Annotated in this window: 17 protein-coding genes and 1 other RNA gene; 12 read left to right on the top strand and 6 right to left on the bottom strand. The window is 67.7% G+C overall.

Annotated features, from left to right (window positions below; all coding sequences use genetic code 11):
- The first annotated feature begins 3 nt into the window (after positions 1-3).
- Together BLS81_RS16030 and BLS81_RS16025 are read left to right on the top strand one after the other, a co-directional pair.
- Complete coding sequence (locus tag BLS81_RS16030; protein WP_093225360.1) at positions 4-2,751, top strand: ATP-binding protein; 2,748 nt, start codon at positions 4-6, stop codon at positions 2,749-2,751.
- Between the two features lie 186 nt (positions 2,752-2,937).
- Positions 2,938-3,975, top strand: coding sequence for a LacI family DNA-binding transcriptional regulator (locus tag BLS81_RS16025; protein WP_093225359.1), 1,038 nt, complete (start codon positions 2,938-2,940; stop codon positions 3,973-3,975).
- On the opposite strand, the gene BLS81_RS16020 is transcribed toward BLS81_RS16025, so the two are convergent.
- On the bottom strand, positions 3,966-5,540 hold the full coding sequence (locus tag BLS81_RS16020; RefSeq protein ID WP_256326289.1) for an MGH1-like glycoside hydrolase domain-containing protein: 1,575 nt from the start codon (positions 5,538-5,540) through the stop codon (positions 3,966-3,968). The genes BLS81_RS16025 and BLS81_RS16020 overlap by 10 nt on opposite strands.
- Positions 5,537-7,102 carry a glycoside hydrolase family 43 protein gene (locus tag BLS81_RS16015; RefSeq protein WP_093225357.1) on the bottom strand — a complete coding sequence of 522 codons (1,566 nt, stop codon included), beginning with the start codon at positions 7,100-7,102 and terminating at the stop codon, positions 5,537-5,539. The genes BLS81_RS16020 and BLS81_RS16015 overlap by 4 nt, the downstream gene beginning before the upstream one ends.
- A gap of 339 nt (positions 7,103-7,441) precedes the next feature.
- On the opposite strand from BLS81_RS16015, the gene BLS81_RS16010 reads away from it, so the two are divergent.
- Entirely contained in the window at positions 7,442-10,468 is a 3,027-nt protein-coding gene (locus tag BLS81_RS16010) for a TonB-dependent receptor domain-containing protein (RefSeq protein ID WP_093225356.1), read from the top strand.
- Positions 10,469-10,530: 62 nt separating this feature from the next.
- Positions 10,531-12,087, top strand: coding sequence for a rhamnogalacturonidase (locus tag BLS81_RS16005; protein WP_093225354.1), 1,557 nt, complete (start codon positions 10,531-10,533; stop codon positions 12,085-12,087).
- A 229-nt stretch (positions 12,088-12,316) separates the two neighbouring features.
- On the opposite strand, the gene BLS81_RS16000 is transcribed toward BLS81_RS16005, so the two are convergent.
- Complete coding sequence (locus tag BLS81_RS16000; RefSeq protein WP_093225353.1) at positions 12,317-13,213, bottom strand: LysR substrate-binding domain-containing protein; 897 nt, start codon at positions 13,211-13,213, stop codon at positions 12,317-12,319.
- An 87-nt stretch (positions 13,214-13,300) separates the two neighbouring features.
- Between BLS81_RS16000 and BLS81_RS15995 the strand changes: the two genes are divergently transcribed.
- Positions 13,301-14,074: an alpha/beta fold hydrolase gene (locus BLS81_RS15995; protein WP_176787196.1), complete on the top strand. Its 774-nt coding sequence runs from the start codon at positions 13,301-13,303 to the stop codon at positions 14,072-14,074.
- 98 nt (positions 14,075-14,172) lie between these two features.
- On the opposite strand, the gene BLS81_RS15990 is transcribed toward BLS81_RS15995, so the two are convergent.
- Complete coding sequence (locus BLS81_RS15990; RefSeq protein ID WP_093225351.1) at positions 14,173-15,111, bottom strand: cation diffusion facilitator family transporter; 939 nt, start codon at positions 15,109-15,111, stop codon at positions 14,173-14,175.
- 279 nt (positions 15,112-15,390) lie between these two features.
- Here BLS81_RS15990 and hrpB point away from each other — a divergent pair, with 279 nt between their 5' ends.
- Both hrpB and BLS81_RS15980 read left to right on the top strand, forming a co-directional pair.
- Positions 15,391-17,949: an ATP-dependent helicase HrpB gene (gene hrpB, locus BLS81_RS15985; protein WP_093225349.1), complete on the top strand. Its 2,559-nt coding sequence runs from the start codon at positions 15,391-15,393 to the stop codon at positions 17,947-17,949.
- Positions 17,950-17,981: 32 nt separating this feature from the next.
- Complete coding sequence (locus BLS81_RS15980; protein WP_093225347.1) at positions 17,982-18,263, top strand: ETC complex I subunit; 282 nt, start codon at positions 17,982-17,984, stop codon at positions 18,261-18,263.
- 162 nt (positions 18,264-18,425) lie between these two features.
- Here the strand turns inward: BLS81_RS15980 and mscL are convergent, their stop codons facing one another.
- A complete protein-coding gene (gene mscL / locus BLS81_RS15975; protein ID WP_093225346.1) occupies positions 18,426-18,863 on the bottom strand; it encodes a large conductance mechanosensitive channel protein MscL in 438 nt (145 codons plus the stop codon).
- 83 nt (positions 18,864-18,946) lie between these two features.
- Between mscL and BLS81_RS15970 the strand changes: the two genes are divergently transcribed.
- Genes BLS81_RS15970 through BLS81_RS15955 form a run of 4 tightly spaced genes read left to right on the top strand, consistent with a single transcriptional unit; the run spans position 18,947 to position 21,574 of the window.
- Positions 18,947-19,525: a LemA family protein gene (locus BLS81_RS15970; protein WP_093225344.1), complete on the top strand. Its 579-nt coding sequence runs from the start codon at positions 18,947-18,949 to the stop codon at positions 19,523-19,525.
- Positions 19,526-19,527: 2 nt separating this feature from the next.
- On the top strand, positions 19,528-20,397 hold the full coding sequence (locus BLS81_RS15965) for a TPM domain-containing protein (protein ID WP_093225500.1): 870 nt from the start codon (positions 19,528-19,530) through the stop codon (positions 20,395-20,397).
- Positions 20,397-21,062 (top strand): TPM domain-containing protein, encoded by a 666-nt coding sequence (locus BLS81_RS15960; protein WP_093225342.1) that lies wholly within the window; start codon positions 20,397-20,399, stop codon positions 21,060-21,062. The genes BLS81_RS15965 and BLS81_RS15960 overlap by 1 nt, the downstream gene beginning before the upstream one ends.
- A complete protein-coding gene (locus tag BLS81_RS15955; protein WP_371128296.1) occupies positions 21,059-21,574 on the top strand; it encodes an NUDIX hydrolase in 516 nt (171 codons plus the stop codon). Before BLS81_RS15960 ends, BLS81_RS15955 begins: the two co-directional genes overlap by 4 nt.
- A 91-nt stretch (positions 21,575-21,665) precedes the next feature.
- Here the strand turns inward: BLS81_RS15955 and BLS81_RS15950 are convergent, their stop codons facing one another.
- Positions 21,666-22,097 carry an RrF2 family transcriptional regulator gene (locus BLS81_RS15950; RefSeq protein ID WP_093225338.1) on the bottom strand — a complete coding sequence of 144 codons (432 nt, stop codon included), beginning with the start codon at positions 22,095-22,097 and terminating at the stop codon, positions 21,666-21,668.
- A gap of 42 nt (positions 22,098-22,139) precedes the next feature.
- Between BLS81_RS15950 and ssrA the strand changes: the two genes are divergently transcribed.
- Positions 22,140-22,489: a transfer-messenger RNA gene (ssrA, locus tag BLS81_RS15945) on the top strand.
- The last annotated feature ends 292 nt before the right edge of the window (positions 22,490-22,781 follow it).

Raw genomic sequence — 22,781 nt, 5'->3', positions numbered from 1 at the left:
CCGATGCCCGAGCACGGCCGAACCAGCGAGCGGGTCCGCTTCGGCCCGTTCTGCCTCTCCACCTCGGAGCGGCTGCTCACCCGGGACGGCGTGCCGGTCGAGATCGGCGGACGATCGTTCGATCTTCTCGCCGCGCTGGTCGAGCAACCGGGGCGGGTGCTGTCGAAGCGCGAGTTGCTCAAGCGCGTCTGGTCCGATGTCGTGGTCGAGGACGGCAGCCTGCGCTTTCACATGGCGGGCTTGCGCAAGCTGCTCGGCGGGGGTGAGAACGGCGCGCGCTATATCGCGACCCAGGTCGGCGTCGGCTACGCCTTCGTGGCGCCGGTGGAGGCGGTGTCACCGTCGCATGCGGCTGCCGTTCCCGCCGAGGTCGCCGCTCCGTCGCGGCCCGCGCCGACCACCATCAACATGCCCGCACGCCTGCCGCATCTGATAGGGCGCGACACTGATCTTGCGCTCCTCACGCAGCGGATCGTCGGCACGCCGTTGTTCACGATCGTCGGCCCCGCCGGGGTCGGCAAGACCACGCTCGCGGTCGAGATCGCCCACCGCCTCGGGCCGGAATTCGGCGATCAGGTCACGTTCGTCGATTTCAGCCAGCTCGAAGATCCGGCGCTCGTCGCGCAGATGATCGCCGGGGCGATGATGATCGCGGTACAAAGCGACGATCCGCTCGCCGTCATTCTCGGCCACATCCGCGACAAGAAAGTGCTGCTGCTGCTCGACAATTGCGAGCATGTGATCGAGCCGGTGTCGGCGATCGTGGAGCGCATTGTCGCGGCCGCACCGGGCGCGCGCATTCTCGCGACATCGCGCGAGCCGATGCGGGTTCGCGGCGAGCACGTCCACCGTCTCGACGCCCTCGCCTATCCCGAGCGTCCCGAGAGCCTCGGCCGCGAACAGCTCCTGTCCTACCCCGCTATCCAGCTTTTCTGCGAGCGCGCGCTGGCGGGCGACAGCACACTTCAGCTCGATGAGGCGGCGGCGCGCCTGATCGCGGACATGTGCCGTCGGCTCGACGGCATGGCGCTCCCGATCGAGCTGACCGCAGTGCGCGCGGCGACGCACGGGATCGAGGCGACAGCGCGGCTGCTGGGCGATCGGTTCAGCCTCGGCTGGCATGGGCACCGCACTGCGACGCCGCGCCAGCAGACCCTGCAAGCGACGCTCGACTGGAGCTACGATCTGCTGTCCGGCGTCGAGCAGATCGTCCTGGCGCGGCTGGCGGTGTTCGTCGGCCTGTTCTCGATCGATGCCGCGCTCGACGTCGTCGCGGACGAGCGCATCAGCGCCGACGAGGTCGCCGCCGCACTCGACGAACTCGCCTCCAAATCGCTGGTCGTGCCGCAGCGTGCGCGCGGTATGGGCACCTATCGCTTGCTCGAAATGACGCGCGCCTATGCGCGTGAAAAGCTGCTCGCGCGCGGTGCCGACGAGGCGAGGGCGACGGCGCGGCGCCATGCGAGCTTCTATTTCCGCGAAATCGACGCCGCAGCCGGCCAGGACGCCGAGGCGCTGCACGACCTCCGCGCGCTGCGCCAGCAGCTCGGCAATATCCGCAGCGCGCTCGATTGGGCGTTCGGCCCGGATGGCGACGCCAGGCTGGCCGTCCTGCTCGCGGCCGCGAGCGCGCCGGTCTTCCTCAACCTGTCATCGCTGGTCGAGTGCCGGACGTGGTGCGCCCGGGCGCTGTCGATCATCCAGGACGAGCAACGCGGCACTTCGATGGAGTTGGAGCTTCAGGCGTCCCTCGGCACCGCGCTGATGTTCACGCGCGGCAACAGCCACGCGGCGGGTGCGGCGCTATCGCGAGCGCTCGAGGTCGCCTCCGCGCTCGACGACATCTGGAACGAGTTGCGACTGCTCGGCCGGCTGCACATCTTCCACGAGCGCCTGGGCGACTATGCCGATGCGTTCGCCCATGCCGAGCGCGCCGTTCGAATAGCCACCGCGATCGGCGAGCCGGAGGCGCTCGGCGTGGCTTATTCGCTGTCGGGCATCTCGCACCACCTCGCCGGCGATCAGACGCGTGCGCGGCGCGAGCTGGAGCTCTCACGAAAGAACAGCGCGCCGTCGCGGCGGGAACGAACGATCCACTACGGCTTCGATCATCGCAACCGCGCCACCATCGCGCTTGCCCGCGCGCTCTGGCTCACCGGCGATGCCGATCACGCGCTGCGCATGGCGAAGCAGGCGGTCCATGAGGCCGAACGCCTGGACCATGCGGTCACGCGCTGCATCGCGCTGGTCTGGTCGTTCTCGGTCCACCTGTGGGCCGGGGATGTCGAGGAGGCGGAGCGGGCATTGGCGGCGTTCGCCGACTGCGCGGACACCAACGCCCTCGGGCCATATATCGCGGCGACCGACGGGCTGCGCGGCGAACTCGCGCTCGCGCGCGGTGACGCAGTCGCGGCGGTCGGCTTGTTGGAGGAGAGCCTGTCGCGGCTCCGCGCCGCCCGCTACGAGCTTCTGACGACGCCCTTCTCGCTCGCGCTCGCGCGTGGCCTGATCCGCGACGGGCGATGGCCGGAAGCGCACGATCTGCTGATCGCGGCGATCGGACGCTGCGAGACGAGTGGCGAGCGCATACTCGTTCCCGAGCTGCTGCGTGCCCAAGCGGAAATTACCGAACGCGCCGACAACAGCCACGGTGCGGCCGCCGATGTCCTTCGCCGCGCGATCACTCTCGCGCGCAAGCAAGGTGCGGTGGCCTGGGAGCGGCGATCTTCATTGGCCCTTGCCGCATTATAGGAAGGCGCAACCGTATCGACCGATGCTTCGGCCGCTTCAAGCGTTCCGACGTTTCGCCGCACGCTATGATTGCCGGACCGTCCACTTCGCGGGCGCATCGGACAAAGGCCCATCCAGGATGTTCTTTCGAAATGCAGGCGGTATCCTTAACCTCATGCGGCGAGCAAAAGGCCGGAAGGGACGCTATTGCGACAGACGGAACGCCACTCCAGTGCCGACCCCACCATAACCGACGTCGCGGAGGCGGCGGGCGTATCGATCCGCACGGTGTCGCGTGTCCTCAACCACTCGCCGAAGGTCAATGCCGGGACGCGTGAAAAGATCGAGGCGGCGATCGTCCGGCTCAATTTCCGGCCGAGCGCGCGTGCGCGCGCGCTCGCGATGGGGCGATCGTTCCTGATCGGTATGGTCCACAACGATCGCAATGCACTGGTGCTCGAAGCGGTGCAGCGCGGCATCGTCGGCGAGGCCGCCCCTGAAGGGTATGAGCTTATAATGCACTCGACCCCGCCGGTGAACAACCGCGCGATCGAAGACGTCATGGATTTCGTCCGTCGCTCACGGGTCGACGGAGTTCTCGTGCTGCCGCCGGTCTCGGGCATCCCCGGCCTCGCCGCTGCATTGGCCGAGGAGGGCGTGCCGGCCGTGGCGCTTTCGGCGACCCCGGTCGAGGGCTATGCGTCCGTCATAATCTCCGAGGAACGCCGCGCCGCCGCGGAGGTGGCGCGCTATCTGGTCGGCCTGGGGCATGAGCGGATCGCGATGGTGACGGGCCCGCAGGATATGGTCTCCGCGGTCGAACGCCGGCTGGGCTTTCTCGAAGCGCTCGAAGAGGCCGGCGTGCCGCTGCTCGTCGAGGCCGAGGGCGATTACGGCTTCACCTCGGCCTTGGCGCCAGCCGAGGCGTTCCTGGCGCTTCCCGAACCCCCGACAGCGATTTTCGCGGCGAACGATATCATGGCGGCGGCGGTATTGAAGGTCGCTGCCGCGCGCAGCGTCGGCGTGCCGAGCGGACTCTCGGTCGTAGGCTTCGACGGCAGCATACTCGCGCAGATGCTCACGCCCGCGCTGACGACAGTGCGGCGCCCGTTCGACGAGATGGCGCGCCAAGCGACGCGGCAATTGCTTGACTGGCTCGGCGGGCTGCCAATAACCCAGGTGGCTCGCGCCGAACTCGTCCTGATCGCCGGGGAATCGAGCGCGCCGCCGCCGCATCAAACCTGAAGCGGCACGTCCGTGTTGGCGGCGACGACGAGGCGCTGCGGACGTCCATCCCTCAGCCGAAGCGTCAGCGACTGCGGGAGCGCTTCAAATCCGGTCAATCGCAATGGCCTGCCGTCCGCATCGGTGACGAGCCGGACACTGCCACCGTCGATCCGCGCAACGCGAACGGTATCGAGATGCAACGTCACGCCGCGCGCGTCATAGGAGAGTGTCGCAAGACGTCCTTTATCGGTCTTCAGCGCCACGCGCGTGCCTTGCGCGGCCGGATGCCGCGGGCGGCAGTTCCAATGGAGTTCCTCACCAGCCCGTTGCACGCCGACTAGCCGCCAAGTGAAATCGACCATCACCAACGCCGACGGCGAATAGCCCGCAGAGTCGGCTTGGGTGAATGCACCGGTTACCGGGTCGATTTGCTGGCGGAAGGTCGGGTCGCGCTGGATCGCCTCGCACCATTGGTTCATCAGTGTGCCGAACTCCGCCGAGCGCCGGTAATGGTCCATCCATCGCCCGGTGCGCAGCGCGGTCAAGGCCTGCGCGGCGCCGCCCCAACTGTTCCCTGGTATCGGCCGCACGAACGTCGGATCATCCAACGCTATCGAGGGCAATGGGTAGGGCGTCCAGAACGCCTTCGGATTACCGAGCTGGTGCTGCCAGAGGGAATCGAAAGTTCGGCGGTCAACGACGTGCTCTCCAACGACACGCGTGAGAATGTCGCCCCGGACCCGAACGAAGCGATCGTCGGCGTCAAGGTCGTAGAAGGCGGCGTCCTCCGCGACGTAGAGCCGGTCTAGGATCAACCGCCGGATCGCCTCGGCCTGCTCGTCCCAACGGGCAGCATCCGCCGTCCGGCCGAGCGCACGCGCCATCTCCGCGAGTGCCCGGCGTCCGCCGTAAACGGTGGCCGACAAGTCCGGGCACAGCCGCGGCAAGGCGAAACCCTGCGGGAAGCGCCGTGCGTCCTTGTTTGGACACTGATTGGGCACGCCAGCCCAGCGCGGGCTGTTGTCATGGCCCGTGTCATACGTGCAGAATCCTTCGATCAACCCGGTGCCGCGGGTGTTGCGATGGCGCATCAACCAGCCATCCCAGGCCGAGCAGGCGCGATATGCCGTTTCCAGCAATTCACCGTCACCAGTCGCGCGCGCGAGTTCCCATGCCGTCGCGGCGATCGGCACCACCATTTGAATCTGGCCAAAACCGGTTTCTGTCAGCTTGTTGTTGGCGGGCAGTTGTCCGTCCGCGCGCTGGAGATCGAAGAAGGTCCGGTGGCTCGCACGCGCCACGTCGGGCCGCCAATGGCGATAGACGAGCGCCTCGTGCGGTCCGCACTCCTGCCAGATGCCCTGATATTGCGCGCCCTCGATCAACACCGGATCTGGCACATATGGCAGTACGCGCACGTTGCCGGCGAGCACCGCCAGAGCTTTGTCATAGGCGGTCTGCCAGCGCGTGTTGGCGGTCACGAAAACGGGCGTGTCGCTCGCCACCGGCGCGGCGCGCGTCGCAGCGGGCAGCGCGAGCGCTGCGGCGGTGTTGGCGAGGAAGAGGCGACGGTCGATGGTCATGGCTGCTCCACCTGAAAGGAATCGACATCGATGCTGCCGCCCGGCACGGCGTGGGTGAAGCTGAACAAGGCCGGCCGCGATCCCTTCCACCATGAGAATTTGGCGAGCGCGATCGCGTCGCCGAACGGGAGGAAACGTCTACCGTCGAGGCTATAGCTGTAGCGCACGGTCTGGTCGGAGGCGACGTCCGCACGCAGCGTCACGGTGAGGCCGGATACTCTCGGTCCGGGGGTTTCGGCCCCTTTCGACGCGAGTGTGATCCGCCGTACACCATCATCCTGCGCGATGCCGATCCAACTCGGCCCGACACCGAACAACGACAGGCCAGCACGCTGACCATCGCGCATTCGCGACACGTCGATCCGTGTGCTGATCCGGCTGGACGGGCCATGCAGGATCTGCGTCAGGGTATTGCGAGCCGTCACCAGATGATCGCTTCGCAGCGCGGTCAGCCGCAACCAGCCGGGACGAACGGTTAGACTCCATGCGCGATCGTCCGGATTATGATTCCATTCCCATTGCACCCCAAGGCGCGGCGACGCGAAGTCGTCCGACGCCTGGATCTGATCCCGGGTGGGCGGACTTCCCGTATCTGGCATGGGCGCCGACGCGACCGGCTGCCCGGCCTCCGCGTCACCCGCGATCGGGTCGCCGATCACCGGCCAATCATCGATCCAGCGCAAGGGTTCGAGATAATCGATCCGTCCGAACGCGCCGGTCGAATTGAAGTGAAGAAACCAACCTTGCCCTGACGGGGTCTCGATCCACGCGCCCTGATGCGGTCCCTGCACGCCGCTCGTGCCGGGCTTGAGCACGGTCCGCCATTCGTATGGCCCCCGAATGTCGCGCGCGCGCCCGACCGCTTGCAAGCCGGTCGCGACACCGCCGTAGGGCGCGAATATGTAGTACCAGCCCGCGCGCTTGTAGAGCTTGGGGCCTTCGAGCGTCGGTAGGCGCACCTTGTCCTCCGCGACGACGGTTCCGGCGTCGAGCAGGCGGGTACCGTCTGCGCTCATCCGGTGGAGGATCAGCGGCCCGGCACCGGTTCGACTGTGGATGAGCCACGCGGTGCCGTCATCGTCCCAGAACGGGCACGGATCTTCCAGCCCCGCCTGCGCAATCACCGCGGTCGGTGTGCTCCATGGGCCGGCCGGATTGGTCGCGGTGGCCATGAAGATACCCTCGTCCGGCGTCGGCCAGTACACGAAGAACTTGCCCGCGTGGTATCGGATCGCCGGCGCCCAGACACCGCTCGCATAGCGAGTCCCGCCGATGGGCTTCGAAATCGCGTCGGTGAGCGTGTGGGGGCCGGGCATGTCATATTCGGACGCAAACGGCAGCTTGGGGAGGACATGGCCGATGATCGTCCAGTGGACGAGGTCGGTGGAGTGCAGCACGGGTAGGCCGGGAGAGAAGTGAAAGCTCGAAGCGACAAGATAATAGTCGCGGCCGACGCGAATCGCGTCGGGGTCGGAGTAATCGGCGAACAGAATCGGATTGGTGAAGCGCGATCGAGCGCCTCCGCCGTTCGCGTCGGCAAGACCGCAGGAGAATGCCAGCATGGCGACGCACGCTGTAACGCATCTGGCGATCTTCATCGTTCGGTCTCTCCCAAGCCGTCGTGCGGTGCGCACTTGACGAATATGTTTCTCATACCATAGACATTCGTCTCAACAAGTGGGCTATGCCAGCGCTAGCAAGATGGTGCGGACGGGCTCGATCAAGACGACCAAGATCGTTGCGATCAAGTGATCACGCCGCAGGCGTACAAAGGGAGGATATCAATGCCAAACACCAAGGCCGCCCGCCGGCGGCTTCTGAGCGGTGCAACCGCAGGCGTGCTAGCGCTAGCAATAGCAAGCCCGCTGGCGGCGCAGACCGCCGCTCCGTCGATCGGAAACATGTCACAGTCGGCTCCCACGCAATCGGGCGACAGCGACGGTCAGGCTATCGCGCCAGGCGTGCCGGCGGCGGAACCCGTCGCGCAGGACGTCGTCGTCACCGGGTCGCGCATCGCGCGCAGCGGCTTCGACGCTTCGACACCGGTAAACGTGTTCAACCAGCAGGACATCAAGCTTTCGGGCAACGTCAACATCGACAAGACGCTCGAGCAAGTGCCGCAGGTGGTCGCCTCCCAGCTTGGCGGCGCGACGTCCAACACCGTGCCGGGCGGCTATGCCGACGTGAACCTGCGCGGGTTCGGCTCAACCCGGAACCTCGTGCTCGTCAACGGCCGCCGGTTCGCGATTTTCGGACCCGAACAGGTCGTCGATCTCAACACCATCCCCTCATCTTTGATCGCGCGCACCGAAATCGTCACGGGCGGCAGCTCGGCGGTCTACGGCTCGGATGCGATCACCGGCGTCATCAACTTCATCATGCGCGAGGACTTCTCGGGCGTGGAAGCGCGCGCGCAGGTCAACGTCGACCGGCCCACCGGCACGCCGACCTATAATTTCGATCTCACGATGGGCGGCAATTTCTCCGAAGGGCGCGGCAACCTCGTCGTGTCGGGCAATTACCTCAATAGCGGCGCCATCACGCGCGGTGATCGCGGCAGCTTCGCCTATCTAAGTCTTGCCGATGGGTGCGTCGTGCCGGGATCGGGCAGCGCCACCCGACCCGGCACGCCGTTCACGCCGGCCGCCGGGCAAAGCTGCACCGGCGGCGGCGGGCAGCTCGGCTTCATCGCCAGCGGGTCAGGCGACATCCCCAACGGCCGCTTCTCGGGTATCCCCGCAGCCGGCGGTTCCAACGCAGCGCTGAACGCCGCTTATGCCGCCGCCGGCCTGTCGGGCCTGACCTCGCGCGGTTTCACCTTCAACAGCGCCGGCACGGTCGCGCGCCCCGCGCTGACGCCGCAGGACGACTTCAATCTCGGCCCCGACAATTATCTGATCCAGCCGCAGAAACGGTGGATGATCAACAGCTTCGGCCATTATGATTTCACCGACACCATCACCGGCTATATGGAGCTGCACTATAGCCACAACGAGGTGAACGCGCGGCTCGCGCCGACCAACATCGGCTCGCCGATGCTGTTCAACGTCAACAATCCCTATCTGTCGCCCGCGCTGCAAAACGTGCTCGGCGTGCTCGACCGATCGGAGACCGGCAACAGCACCGTGTCGGCGGGAACCGCCACATACACCAACCGCCCCAATGATGGTCTCGCCCAGATCACCGCCGGACGTCGCTATGTCGAAGTCGGCCCGCGCATGGCGAGCGAGCGGCGCAACGTGTTCCGCGGCGCGTGGGGCTTCCGCGGCGGCTTGGGGGACGTGAGCGAGAATTTCCTCAGCGACCTGAAGTACGACGTCTATTACACCTATTCGCGCAGCGAAGACACGCTGCTGCTCCAGAACGCACTGTCGCGTAGCCGCGTCCAGGCGGCGGTATTGTCGCAGAACGGCGCGGCGCCGGTGTGTGACATCTTCGGCGCGCAGATCACCGAAGCCTGCGCCGCCGCGATCCGGATCAGCGCGACCAACACCACCGTCGCGACGCAACAGGTGGCGCAAGGCAGCATCACCGGTACCCTGTTCCGCCTTCCGGCCGGCAAGGTTGGCTTCTCGTCGGGCTTCGAGTGGCGCAAGACCGATGCGGTGTTCTCCCCCGACAGCTTCCTTGCGTCGGGCGATGTCGCCGGTTTCAACCCCGGGCTGCCGACACAGGGCAGCGTGAGCGTGAAAGAGGGCTTCGGCGAGGTCCGCGTGCCGCTGATCCACGATACGCCGTTCATCCAGAACCTCACCGCCAATGCGGCGTTCCGCTATTCGGACTATGATCTGAAGGGAATCGGCGGCAACTGGACGTATCTGGGCGGGCTCGACTGGCGCGTGAACCGCAGCATCGCGCTGCGCGGCCAGTATCAGCGCGCGATCCGCGCGCCGAACGTCTCGGAACTGTACGGCGGCGTCAACCGCGTGACCAGCGTTGCGACCGATCCCTGCTCCAACCGCGGCTCCGCCGCGCTGCAGACCGCGTCGGTGCGGGCCGTCTGCCAGGCAACAGGCGTGCCCGCCGCCAACGTCTTCACCGCGGCGGTGCAGCCCAACACGATCATCCCGGCGGATTTCGGCGGCAACCCGAACCTCGCCGCCGAGAAGTCCGACACCTACACCGCTGGCGCGGTGTTCACGCCGGCGTTCGCGCCGCGCCTGTTGTTCAGCGTCGATTACTTCAACATCAAGCTGGATGGCGCGATTTCGTCGCTGGGCGGCGGTCTGCAGAACACGCTCAACCTCTGCTACACCGTCATCCAGGACGCGAGCAGCCCGTATTGCCAGGCCGTTCAGCGCAACCCGACCACCGGCGAGATCAACGATCCCTACGTCGCCAAGATCCTCAACGCCAATACCGGATCGTTGCGGACGTCGGGGCTGGACTTCGCCGCGCGGTACCGCTTCAACCTCGGCTTCGGTTTCCCGGGCCTGGGCGAGACCAGTTCGATCGACCTCAGCAGCACCTTCACCTGGTTGAACGACTTCACCTCGGTGCCGGTCGCAGCGTTCCCTAACCTCCAGAACCACTGCGAGGGATCGTACGGCCCGACCTGCGGCCAGCCGCTGCCGATCTGGCGTGGTACCAGCCGCGTGACGTGGGAAACGGGGCCGCTCAGCCTGTCGCTGCGCCACCGCTACATCGGCCCGGTGACCACCGATCGCTATCTGGTGCCGCTGCGCCAGGGTTCGACCGCGACTCCGGCGCTCAACACCTTGGTCTATCCCAAGCTGCCCGACCGGCATTATTTCGATCTGTCGTTCAGCTACGACGTCGCGAAAACCTTCCAGCTATTCGGCGGTGCGAACAACATCTTCAACCAGAACCCGCCGATCACCACCCAAGGGCCAAGTGCGAACACGTTTTCAGCGACTTACGACGTGATGGGCACCGAATTCTTCTTCGGCATCACCGCGAAGTTCTGATCGCTTCCCCTCTTCCCGGCCGGCATCATGCCGGCCGGGCCTTTTTCTTGCGGAGCGTGTGCATGAAGCGTCGAGACCTCCTCCTGTCCGGCGGCGCCGCGGCGCTCGCCGCCATGCTCCCGCGGAGCGCCTTCGCAGCCGACGCTGGCTGGCTCGACGTGCGCCGCTTCGGCGCGCGCGGTGACGGCAAGACCATCGATACGGCCGCGATCAATCGCGCAATTGCCGCAGCAGCGGCACGCGGCGGCGGCACCGTCTATTTCCCGGCCGGCCACTACGCCAGCTACACGATCCGGCTAATGAGCGCGGTGACGCTCCACCTCGATCCCGGCGCGATTCTGCTCGCCGCCGCGCCGCAGGGCGACGCGGGTTACGACCGCGCCGAGCCGATCGATCCGGTATACGAACACTTTCAGGATTTCGGCCATAGCCACTGGCGCAACAGCCTGATCCACGGCGAGGGATTACACGACATCGCCATCGCCGGCGGCGGGCTGATCTGGGGCAAGGGCCTCGGTCGCGGTGACGGCAAGGATGGGTGGCTCAAAGATCCCAATGGGCCGGGAACCGGCAACAAGGCGATCGCGCTCAAGAACTGTCGCAACGTGCTGCTGCGCGACTTTCGGCTGCTCGAAGGCGGCTGGTTCGGCATCCTCGCCACCGGTGTCGACAATCTCACGATCGACAATCTCATCATCGATACCAATCGCGACGGCATGGACATCGACTGTTGCCGCAATGTCCGCGTCAGCAATTGCACGGTCAACTCGCCTTATGACGATGGCATTTGCCCCAAATCGAGCTTCGCGCTCGGCTATCCGCGCACAACCGAAAACCTGACGATCACCAATTGCTACGTTACCGGCAATTATCAGGTCGGCTCGGTGATTGACGGTAGCTGGAAGAAGATGCCCGCCGATTTCGCGCCCAAGATCCACGGGCGAATCAAGTGCGGCACCGAATCGAACGGTGGCTTCCGCAACATCACGATCAGCAATTGCGTGATAGAGGACAGTCGCGGCATCGCGCTCGAGACTGTTGATGGCGCGACGATCGAGGATGTCACGATCAGCAACATCGCGATGCGCGGCACCATCGATGGCCCGCTGTTCCTTCGGCTCGGCCGGCGGATGCGTGGCCCGGCGGGACGCCCGATCGGGACGCTGAAGCGCGTGCTGATCCAGAACGTGTCGAGTTCGGGCGCGAACCTGCTCCCATCGGTGATCGCCGGGTTGCCCGGCCATCCGATCGAGGATGTGCAGATCAGCGACTGCCATTTCCAGCACGTCGGCGGCGCGCCGGCCGCGATGGCCACGCTGACCGCGCCCGAAAACGAACTCGGCTATCCCGAGGCGACCATGTTCGGCGATTTGCCGGCGAGCGGATTCTTCGTGCGTCACGCGCGGGGGCTACGGATGAGCAATGTCGAGGTCGAGACGACCGCGCCCGATCCCCGCGCGGCCTTCCGGCTCGAGGATGTGGATGGCGCCAGCTTCCTCGCCGTGCGCGCGCCGCGTGGTCGCGTCTTCGCGCTCGACCACGTGACCGACTTCACCACCGCCGCCACCCGCGGCGTGCGCGATCAAGTGGTCCCCGGACCGGCGAACGTGGCGTTCTGATGCCCCACCGCCCTTGTTGATTGAGCACGACGTGGCAGCGGAAATCGTTGAGGGCCGACTGGTGCAGGTGGTTGATCACTGGTGCCCACACGATCTTGGGTGCCATATCTACCCCAGCCGCCAAATCACGCCGGCGCTCCGTCCGTTTGTTGATGCGCTGAGATGGTGAGCAGGCTGACCAGCCGCGGGAATCAATGCGCTTGGGTCGAATCCTGCCCCCAACCCAGCATCATCCGGCCACCACCGCATGCGCGCGCGCCTCTTCGGCGAAGTGGCGCAGCGCGGTGGAGAGGTCGCCGCGGCGATAGGCGATCGCCATCCGCGCGCTGCGGCGGATGTCGGTGAGGTCGCGGTAGGCGACGCCCTGGATCAGCGCCATCCGCATCGAACCCGGCACCAGCGACACGCCGAGCTCGGCGGCGACGAAGGCGAGCACCGAGGCGATCTGCGGGGCGGACTGGCCGAGGATCGGCTCGAACCCGGCGTCGCGGCACGCGGCGATCGCCGCGTCGAACAGCGTCGGGCCGAGATCGCGCGGGGTGAGCACGAACGCCTCGCCCGCGAGCGCGGCGAGCGGCAGCGCGTCGGCGGTCGCGGCGGGGTGGGCGGCGGGCAGCGCCGCGACCAGCGGTTCGTCATCGAGCGTGTGGAGGTGGAGTCCGGCCCGGTCCACCGAATCGGGGCGCAGGAACGCCGCGTCGAGCATGTCGTCACGCAGCGCGGCGACCAGCTCGAGCGAATTGCCCTCGCGCAGCGTCAGGTCGATATCGGGGAAGCGGCGGCGGTAGCCGCGGATCACGGCGGGCACGATCGGGTTGAACGCGGCCGAGCCGGTGAAGCCGACCCGCAGCGCACCCGTCTCCCCGCGCGCGGCGCGTTGCGCGGCGTGGATCGCGGCCTCGGCCAAGGCGGGAAGGCCGCGCACGCCCGCGCGGAACGCTTCGCCCGCCTCGGTGAGTTCCGCACCCTGGGGGATGCGGTGGAACAGGCGCGCGCCGATCTCCTCCTCGAGATCGCGGATCTGCTGGCTGAGCGGCGGCTGGCCGATGCCGAGCCGCCGCGCGGCGCGGGTGAAATTCCCCTCCTCGGCCACCGCGAGAAAGTAGCGCACATGCCGCAATTCCATGCCATCTCCAAAAGCTATCGAGATCGTAGGCGCGAGATATTAGACAGATGGCAGCGGCGAGACCAAATTGTCGGTCGGAGATTCGCCATGTTCACCGATTTCGACGCTTTTGGGTTTGCCGCCGTTGACGATCATGCCCCGGCCCTGTCGGCCGTGCCGTCGCTGATGCCGACCGTGTTCCTGCCCGGCCTGCTCTGCGACGCGGCGCTGTGGCGCCCGCAGATCGACGCGCTCGCGCCCCACGTCGCGCCGCTGGTCGCCGACCTGACGCTCGACGACAGCATCCCGGCGATGGCCCGGCGCGTGCTAGCGGTGGCGCCGGCACGCTTCGCGCTCGTCGCGCTGTCGATGGGCGGCTATGTCGCGCTCGAAATCCTGCGGCAGGCGCCCGAGCGGGTTTCCTCGGTGGCGCTGCTCGACACCAGTGCGCGCGCCGATTCGGCCGAGCGGGCGGCGCAGCGTCGGGTCGGCATGGCCTCGCTCGAACGCGGGCGGTTCGTCGGCATCAGGCGGGCGTTGCTCGACCGGCTCGTCCATCCCGACAAGACCGAGGGGCCTGTCGCCGAGGCGCTCAAGGCAATGGCGCTCCGCGTCGGCGGCGCCGCGTTCCTGCGCCAGCAGCATGCGATCCTCGATCGCGTCGATATGCGCCCGGTGCTGCCCGGCGTGCGTGTGCCGACGCTAGTGGCGGTGGGTGACGGCGACCAGATCACGCCGCCGCACGAGGCCGAGGAGATCGCGCGGCTGATTCCGGGTGCCCACCTCCACCGGTTCGACGCCTGCGGGCACCTGCCCGCGCTCGAACAGCCAGGCGAGACGGCGGCCCTGCTCAAATGGTGGCTGGCGCGCGATCCGGGCTGAAGCGGCGAGCGGTACACCAACCGTTCGTGCCGAGCGAAGTCGAGGCACCTGCGTGCCGGGCATGTCCCTCGACTACGCTCGGGACGAACGGAACGTAACTAGCAGTCCACCGCGCATTCGCTGGTCTCGACCTGCACGGTCGCATGGCCGACGCCGAAGCGCGCGCGCAGCATCGCCTGCGTCTCCATCAGAAAGGCGTCGCCCGGATGGCCGCCGGGCATCAGCAAATGCGTGGTCAACACAGTCTCGGTCGTGCTCATCGGCCAGATGTGGAGATCGTGGATCTGCGTCACGCCGGGCAGCGCCCGGAGCGCCTCGCCCACCGCGTCGTAATCGATCGCGCGCGGCACCGCCGATAGCGACATTTCGACCGATTCGCGCAGCAACCCCCACGTCTGCCACACGATCAGCAGCGCGATGACGATGCTCACCGCCGGATCGAGCCAGGTCGTGCCGGTGAGCAGGATGATCCCGCCGACGATCACCACCCCCGCCGACACCGCCGCATCGGCGGCCATGTGGAGGAACGCGCCACGGATGTTGATATCGTCCTTGCGCCCGCGCGCGAAGAGCAACGCGGTGGCGAGATTGACGACGATGCCTACGCCGGCGACGATCGATACGGTCGCCCCGGCGACGGGCGCGGGCGCCGCGAGCCGCTGCGCCGCCTCGAGGATGATCGCGCCCAGCGCGACGAGCAGGAACAGCGCGTTGAGCAACGCCGCGAGGATCGTCGAACCCTTGAGGCCATAGGTGAAGCGCTTGGTCGCCGCGCGCCGCGCCAGCGTCGCGCCGCCCCAGGCGATCGCTAGCCCGAGCACGTCGGACAGATTGTGCCCGGCATCGGCGAGCAGCGCGACCGAATGCGCGACGAAACCGAACCCCGCCTCGACCCCGACGAACACGATGTTGAGCGAAATGCCGATCGCGAACGCACGGTCGAACGCGGCGGGCGCGTGGACATGGCCGTGCCCATGGCTATGCCCGCCATGATCGTGGCCGGTATGGTCGTGCGCGTGGTGATGATGGCCGGCCAAAGGGAACTCCGCGTCTCGGTTTCACGTGCCGTAGCACCCCCGGCGCAGGTGATACTAGGACGCGGGTATGACGTTGCCGATGCGACTTCTCGGCATGCTGGGGACGTTCGTCCAGCATATCTCCGTTCGTGCTGAGCGAAGTCGAAGCACGTGCCTAGCACGACAGCCAATTGCTCCGGGCACGTGCTTCGACTGCGCTCAGCACGAACGGGTGCTTTTGACGAGGAACAAACCGCCGCCGGGGCTGGCGTTCCGCACGACAGCGCGTAGAACGCCGCCGTGGCCGATCCCGCGCTTCCCGTTCTTGCCGTTCTGCCGGAATTGCTCGCCGCCCTGCGCGCAACATCGAACGCCGTGCTCGTCGCGCCGCCCGGCGCGGGCAAGACCACCGCCGTCGCGCCCGCGCTGCTCGCCCAGGATTGGTGCGGCGGTGAGGTGCTGCTGCTCTCCCCCCGCCGGCTCGCCGCGCGCGCCGCCGCCGAGCGGATGGCGGCGCTGGCGGGCGAGTCGGTCGGGCGCACGTTCGGCTATGCGACTCGGATGGACAGCAAGCGCTCGGCCGCGACGCGGGTGACGGTGCTGACCGAGGGGATCTTCGTCAACCGCATCCAGTCCGACCCCGAGCTGGCAGGCGTGTCGGCTGTGCTGTTCGACGAGGTGCATGAGCGCAGCCTCGACAGCGATTTCGGGCTGGCGCTCGCACTCGATGCGCAAGCGGGATTGCGCCCCGACCTGCGGCTGGTGGCGATGTCGGCGACGCTCGACGGCGCGCGCTTCTCGGCGCTGATGGGCGCGGCGCCGGTGATCGAGAGCGCGGGGCGGATGTTCCCGCTGACGCTACGCCATCTCGGCCGCGCCGCCGAGGCGCGGATCGAGGATTCGGTCGCGGCGGCGGTGCGGACCGCGCTGCGCGAGGCGGAGGGCGGCATCCTCGCCTTCCTGCCCGGGGTCGGCGAGATCGAGCGCACCGCCGAGCGGCTTGACGCGCTGGGCGATGGCATCGCGCTGCACCGGCTGCACGGCACGCTTGACCCTGTCGCGCAGCGCGCCGCGATCCAGCCCGATCCGCAGGGCCGGCGCAAGGTGGTGCTGGCCACGTCGATCGCCGAGACCAGCCTCACGCTCGACGGCATTTCGGTGGTGGTCGATTCCGGCCTCGCGCGTCGCCCGCGCTATGACCGGGCGGCGGGGATGACCCGGCTCGTCACCGAACGCGCGAGCCAGGCGGCGGTGACCCAGCGCGCCGGCCGCGCCGCGCGCCAGCGTCCGGGCGTGGCGTACCGGTTGTGGGAAGAGGCGGCGACCGCCGGCTTGCCGCGCTTCGACCCGCCCGAAATCCTCGAAGCCGATCTGTCGGCGCTGACGCTCGATTGCGCTTTATGGGGCGTCAACGATCCGCGCGCGCTGGCGTGGCTCGATCCGCCGCCCGACGCTGCGGTCAGCGAGGCGCGCGCGCGGCTGACCACGCTCGGGGCGATCGACGCCGATGGACGGCCGACGCCGCACGGCGCGGCGGTCGCCAAGCTGCCGCTGCCGCCTCGGCTCGGGCATATGCTGGTGCGCGCCGGCGAGATCGGGCTGGGCACGGTGGCGGCCGAGGTGGCGGTGCTGCTCGGCGAGCGTGGTCTGGGCGGGGCCGACGCCGATCTCGAGATGCGGCTGCGGCGCTGGCGGAGCGAGCGCGGCACGCGGGCGGAAGCCGCGCGGCGGCTGGCGGCGCGGTGGGCGTCCCTCCTTCCTCCCTCTCCCCGCTTGCGGGGAGAGGGCCGGGGAGAGGGCCGGGGAGAGGGGCAGTCACAGATGACACAGCCTCGCACGGCCCCTCCCCCAACCCTCTCCCCGCACGCGGGGAGAGGGCTAGACGTGGCCATCGCCCTCGCCTTCCCTGATCGCATCGCCAAGCGGCGCGATGGCAGCGGCGAGACCTGGGCGTCGGTCGGCGGGCGGGGCTTCAAGCTCGACCCGACATCCTCGCTCGCCCGCGCCGAGTGGCTCGCGGTCGCCGAAACGCAGGGGATGGCGGCGGGCGCGCGCATTCTGTCGGCCGCGCCGATCGAGCAGGCGAGCGTCGAGGCGCTGTTCGGCGACCGGATCGTCACGCATCGCAGCGTCACGTTCGATCCCGCCACCGGCGGCGTACGCGCGACGCGCGAGCGGCGGCTCGGCGCGATCCGGCTGTCGAGCGGCCCCGACGCCGAAGCCGATCCGGAGGCCATCGCCGCGGCCTTGTTAGACGGGGTGAAGCGCGGCGGCTTTCGCCTGCTCCCGTGGAGCGACGCGGCGCAGGCGCTGCTCGCGCGCATCGCGTTCCTGCGCGCGCAAGGCCGTGCCGTCGAGGCGATCGACGAGGCCGCGCTGCTCGACCGCGCCGAGGAATGGTTGACGCCGTTGCTCGTCGGCAAACGCCGGCTCGACGCGATCGACCCCGGCGCGCTCGCCGAGGCGTTGCACGGGGTGATCGGCTGGGACACGCTGCGGCTGCTCGATGCCGAGGCGCCGACGCACTTCCAGTCGCCCGCCGGCAGCAGCCATTCGATCGATTACGCCGCCGAGGGCGGCCCGCGCGTCGACCTCCGCCCGCAGGCGTTGTTCGGCCTCGCCACCCATCCGATGGTCGCCGGCGGACGCGTGCCGCTGGTGCTGAGCCTCACCTCGCCCGCCGGCCGCCCGATCCAGACCACGCGCGACCTGCCCGGCTTCTGGGCGGGAAGCTGGGCCGATGTCGCGCGCGAAATGCGCGGCCGCTACCCGCGCCACCCCTGGCCCGACGATCCCGCCGGCGCGAATCCGACGACACGCACGAAAAACGCGGATGCAAGGGCGCGCGGAGCGCGTTAAGGGGAAGTGTACAAGAGGGACATCGACGAGACATGGCCACCGCCCGTATTTACCAGCGCCCGAAGAACGCGATGCAGTCGGGCCGCGCGCGCACCCACGGCTGGGTGCTCGATTTCGAGCCGGCCGAAGCCAAGCGTGCCGATCCGCTGACCGGCTGGGCCGGATCAGGCGACACGCTCGACCAAATCCGTATCGGATTCCCGACGCAGGAAGCCGCGATCGCCTATGCCGAGCGCGAGGGTCTCGCCTACACCGTCCTCCCCGCGCCCGAGCGCAAGCTCAAGCTGCAGGCCTACGCGGACAACTTTCGGTAAATATCTATAGCCCACGCGCGCTTGGCGCCTTCGCGGGCATCCTCTCCGTTCGCGCTGAGCGAAGTCGAAGTGCGTGCCCCAAGCGCTGCGCGTGACGCACGTCCTTCGACTTCGCTCAGGACGAACGGCTTGGCGGTTTGGACGGTCAGCGCCGTCCAGCCGTCACACCGTCGGCCGCTTCTTCAACTCGTCGCGGATCTCGCGCAGCAGCGCGACGTCTGCGGGTTCTGGCGCTGCGGCGGCGGGCTCCTTGGGCTTGTCCATCAGCCTGTGGACGCTGCGCACGAGCAGGAAGATGATGAACGCGAGGATCAGGAAATTGACCGCCGCGGTGACAAACGCGCCGTAGCCGAACACTGCGACGCCGGCCTTCTTGAGCGCCGCATAGTCGCTCGATCCGGCGAGTTCGGCGGGTACCTTGCCGAGGATCAGGAAGTGGCTGGAGAAATCGAGCCCGCCGGTGATCTTGCCGATCACGGGCATGATGATGTCATCGGTCAGCGACGACACGATCTTGCCGAATGCGGCACCGATGATGACCGCCACGGCGAGATCGAGCACGTTGCCGCGCGCGATGAATGCCTTGAACTCCTTGAACACGCAGATCTCCCAACCGATTTCGCTTCCGCGCGGCCATGCTATCCGGGTAAGACGGCCACGCCAAGTTGAAGGAGCCGCCTCGCATGACCATTCGTGCCATTCTCACGCTCGCCGTCGCCGCGATGCTGTCCGCCTGCGGGCTCAACAGCGTGCCGACCGCCGAGGAGAACGCCAAGGCGAAATGGGGCGAGGTGCAGAACCAGTATCAGCGCCGCTCGGACCTGATCCCCAATCTCGTCGCGACCGTGAAGGCCGCCGGCGCGCAGGAGAAGGCGATCCTCGTCGAAGTCACGCAGGCACGCGCGGCGGCGAACACCGTCAAGGTGTCGGGCGACGATCTGAAGGATCCGGCCAAGGTCCAGCAGTTCGCGCAGGTCCAGGGCGCGCTCGGCCTGTCGCTGCAGCGCTTGCAGGAGGCGTATCCGGAACTGAAGTCACAGGCTAATTACGCGACGTTGATGGATCAGCTCGAGGGCACCGAGAACCGCATCACCAACGCCCGCCGCGATTACAACGACGCAGTCGAGAAGTACAATGTGACGATCCGCACATTCCCAGACGCGATCGGCGCCAAGATCTTCTACGGTGCCAAGCCGATGGTCCCGTTCCAGGCGACCACGCCGGGCTCCGAGACCGCGCCGAAGGTCGATTTCGGTAGTTGATGATGCCGCTGCTGCGGTTCCTGCTTCTGCTGCTCGCCGGGATGCTGATCGGCACCCCGGCGGGCGCGCAGACCTACCCCAAATTCACCGGCCTGGTGGTCGATGCGGCGAACGTGCTACCGCCCGCGACGCGCGCCGACCTCGAAGCCAAGCTGGAGGCGCTCCAGAAGGACACGCACCGCCAGCTCGTTGTTGCGACGATCCCCGACCTGCAAGGCAACAGTCTCGAAGACTACGGCATCGGCTTGCTGGGCGCTTGGGGGCCTGGCCTCAAGGACGTCGATAATGGAGCGATCCTGTTCATCGCGCCCAACGAACCCGCCGGGCATCGCGGCCCCCGCATTGAAGTCGGCTATGGGCTTGAGCCGATCCTAACGGACGCGTTTTCGGGCGTCACCATCCGCCAGCAAATGATGCCTAAGCTGCGCGCGGGCGACGTCCCCGGCGCGATGGAAGCGGGCACCGACGCGCTGATCGCGCAACTGCGCGCGTCGCCCGAGGAAGCCAAAGCGCGGACGGACGCGGCGATCAAGGAGTTCAACAAGACCCACCAACGCCAAGCTTCGGGCAGCGGTGGTGACATCCCATTCGGTCTGATCGTCTGGGGCTTCATCATCCTGTTCGTCGCGCTGTCGTGGTTCCGCCGCGCCGGCGGCAGCCGCTATGTCGGGCAAAGCGGCGGGGGCAGCGCGTGGCCGGTCATCCTGTGGGGTCTCGGCAACGAGATCGGCCGAGGTTCGGGCGGTGGCTTTGGCGGCGGCTGGGGTAGCGGCGGTGGTAGTTCGGGGAGCGACGGTAGCTGGGGTGGTGGTGGCTTCACCGGCGGCGGCGGCGGATCGGGCGGCGGCGGCGGCGCCTCGGGGGATTGGTGATGGCACGCTTCGCGCTCACACCCGCTGATCGAGATCGCGTCACGGCGGCGGTTGCCGCCGCCGAACGCGGCACCGATGGCGAGATCGTCACGATCGTCGCGGCGCAATCGAACAGCTATCATGACGTGCCGCTTCAGTTCGGCGTGCTCGCGGTCCTGCTCGTCACGGCGCTGGCGACGCTCGACGCGCGCTGGCTGGAGATCGGGCTAGACCCGTGGAGCGAGACCGATCTCCGCCATGTCCTGCTGATCCTGCTGGTCGCGCAGGCGGTGGCATTTCTGGCGGTGCGCTATCTCGTCGGCTGGTCGCGCTTGCGCTTCGCGCTCACCCCGCGCGCGACCAAGCGGCGGCGGGTACGCCGGCGTGCACTGCAATGTTTCCGTATCGGCGCGGAGAATCGCACAAGCGCCAAGGTCGGCATCCTGCTTTATCTCTCCACGCGAGAGCGCATGGCCGAGATCATCGCCGACGAGGCGATCCACCGTGCCGTGCCTGCGGAGCGCTGGGGCGACGCGATGGCGGCACTCGTCGCCGAGGTTCGCGCCGGCCGCGCGGGTGACGGCATGGCGGCCGCCGTCGCCGCGATCGGCGCGATCCTGGCCGAAACCTTTCCCAAGACGGAGCATGACGTGAACGAACTTCCCGACCGGGTGATCGAATTGTGAGCCAGCCCATCGAAACGGTCTGGCAGGGCAAGTTCATCACCGTCCGCAAGCAGGGCACGTGGGAATATGTCGGCCGCGCGCGCGATATCCACGCGGCGGTGATCCTCGCGGTCGAAGCGGGCGAGGTGTTGCTGGTCGAGCAATATCGCGTGCCGCTCGGGCGTGTCTGCATCGAACTGCCCGCCGGTCTCGTCGGTGACGAGACCGAGGGCGAGGCGATCACCGCCTCGGCCGCGCGCGAGCTTGAGGAAGAGACCGGCTACCGCCCTGCGCGCGTCGAGGTGATCGGAGAATTCTGCTCGTCGCCGGGAATGGTCTCGGAGAGCTTCACGCTGGTCCGCGCGAGCGAACTGACCAAGGTCGGCGATGGCGGCGGCGTGCCGGGCGAGGATATCACCGTCCACCGTGTCGCGCTCGCCCAATTGCCGGACTTCATCGCGGCCAAGCGCGCCGAGGGGCTGGCCGTGGACGTCAAGCTGCTGCTGTTGCTGGGCGCTTCGATCCTCACCTAACGCCGTTCGTGCTGAGCTTGTCGAAGGGGCGTCCCCGGGGCATGTGCTTCGACAGGCTCAGCACGAACGGGTCAGGGTACCTGCCCTGCGGCTAAGCGGCCGCCAGCACCTTCGTCGTCGTGTCGGCAAGGCTGGTGCCGTCGAGGATGCGCGCGGTCTCGTCGCGGACGCGGAGCATCGCGTGCCGGATCGCGCAGGCCGCTTCGTCCTTGCAATCGGTGCACGAGCGATAGGCGGTGCGGCTGACGCACGGCACCAGCGCGAGCGGCCCCTCGATCACGCGGATGATCTCGCCGAGCGAGATCAGATGCGTCGGCCGCGCGAGCAGATAGCCGCCCATCTTGCCGCGGTGGCTGTGCAGGAACCCCGCCTCGCGCAGATCGGCTAGGATCAGTTCAAGGAACTTGCGCGGCACGTTCGCCTCGGTCGCGATGCGGTTCATCGGGATCGGCGGGCTGCCGGCGGGGGCTTCGGCAAGGAAGATCATCGCGCGGAGCGCGTATCGGGAACGCTGCGTCAACATAGTATAGCCGCTATGGACCGATAATGTGGCGAGCGGAAGGCGCCCCTTTGCATTAAGTTTCGGCCTCCCTATATAGGCTCCGTCGGCCGGTTCGTCCGGTGACTATGGCGATAAAGTGCGGCGTGAAATAGATGCAGCGGACCCGGGGGCAGTACCCGGCGGCTCCACCACAGCCTGCCCTTTGAGGGCGGGCTATGAAGGGGCCGAACCAGGATCGACGTGTATTGAAAGGCGCTGTTTTTGCCCGGGCTGAGTAACCCGTTCAAGGCTCAAAACCACAAGTGCTAACGATAACGAAGCACTCGCGATTGCCGCGTAACTGACGGCTTAACGGCCTAAGTTACGACGCATAAACGCGGTTCGGGCCGCACCGGGCAACAGAAGCGGACACCGGCGGTACGGGGAGCACCGAGCAACAGAAGCTCCCCACTTTCTCGCAGATCGCGCGCTGGCGCAGCCCCCCTACCGTTCGTGCTGAGCGTAGTCGAAGCACGTGCATGACACGCATGGCCTTCGACTTCGCTCAGGCCAAACGGCAGATGGGATGCGAGCTCGATCCGCTTTTCGCGAGCGAAGCGCTCCGGCCGTCCCTCGACTACGCCGGGCTGAATGGTGGCTGAGGTGTTCCCGCCCGATCCGTTCCTGCCGAGCGACGTCGAGGCACCTGCGCGCCGGGGCGGCCCC

This window comes from Sphingomonas sp. NFR15 (assembly GCF_900103265.1).
GTDB lineage: Bacteria > Pseudomonadota > Alphaproteobacteria > Sphingomonadales > Sphingomonadaceae > Sphingomonas > Sphingomonas pollutisoli.
Note: the sequence above shows the minus strand (reverse complement) of the source record. Positions and strands in the feature narration are given on the sequence as shown.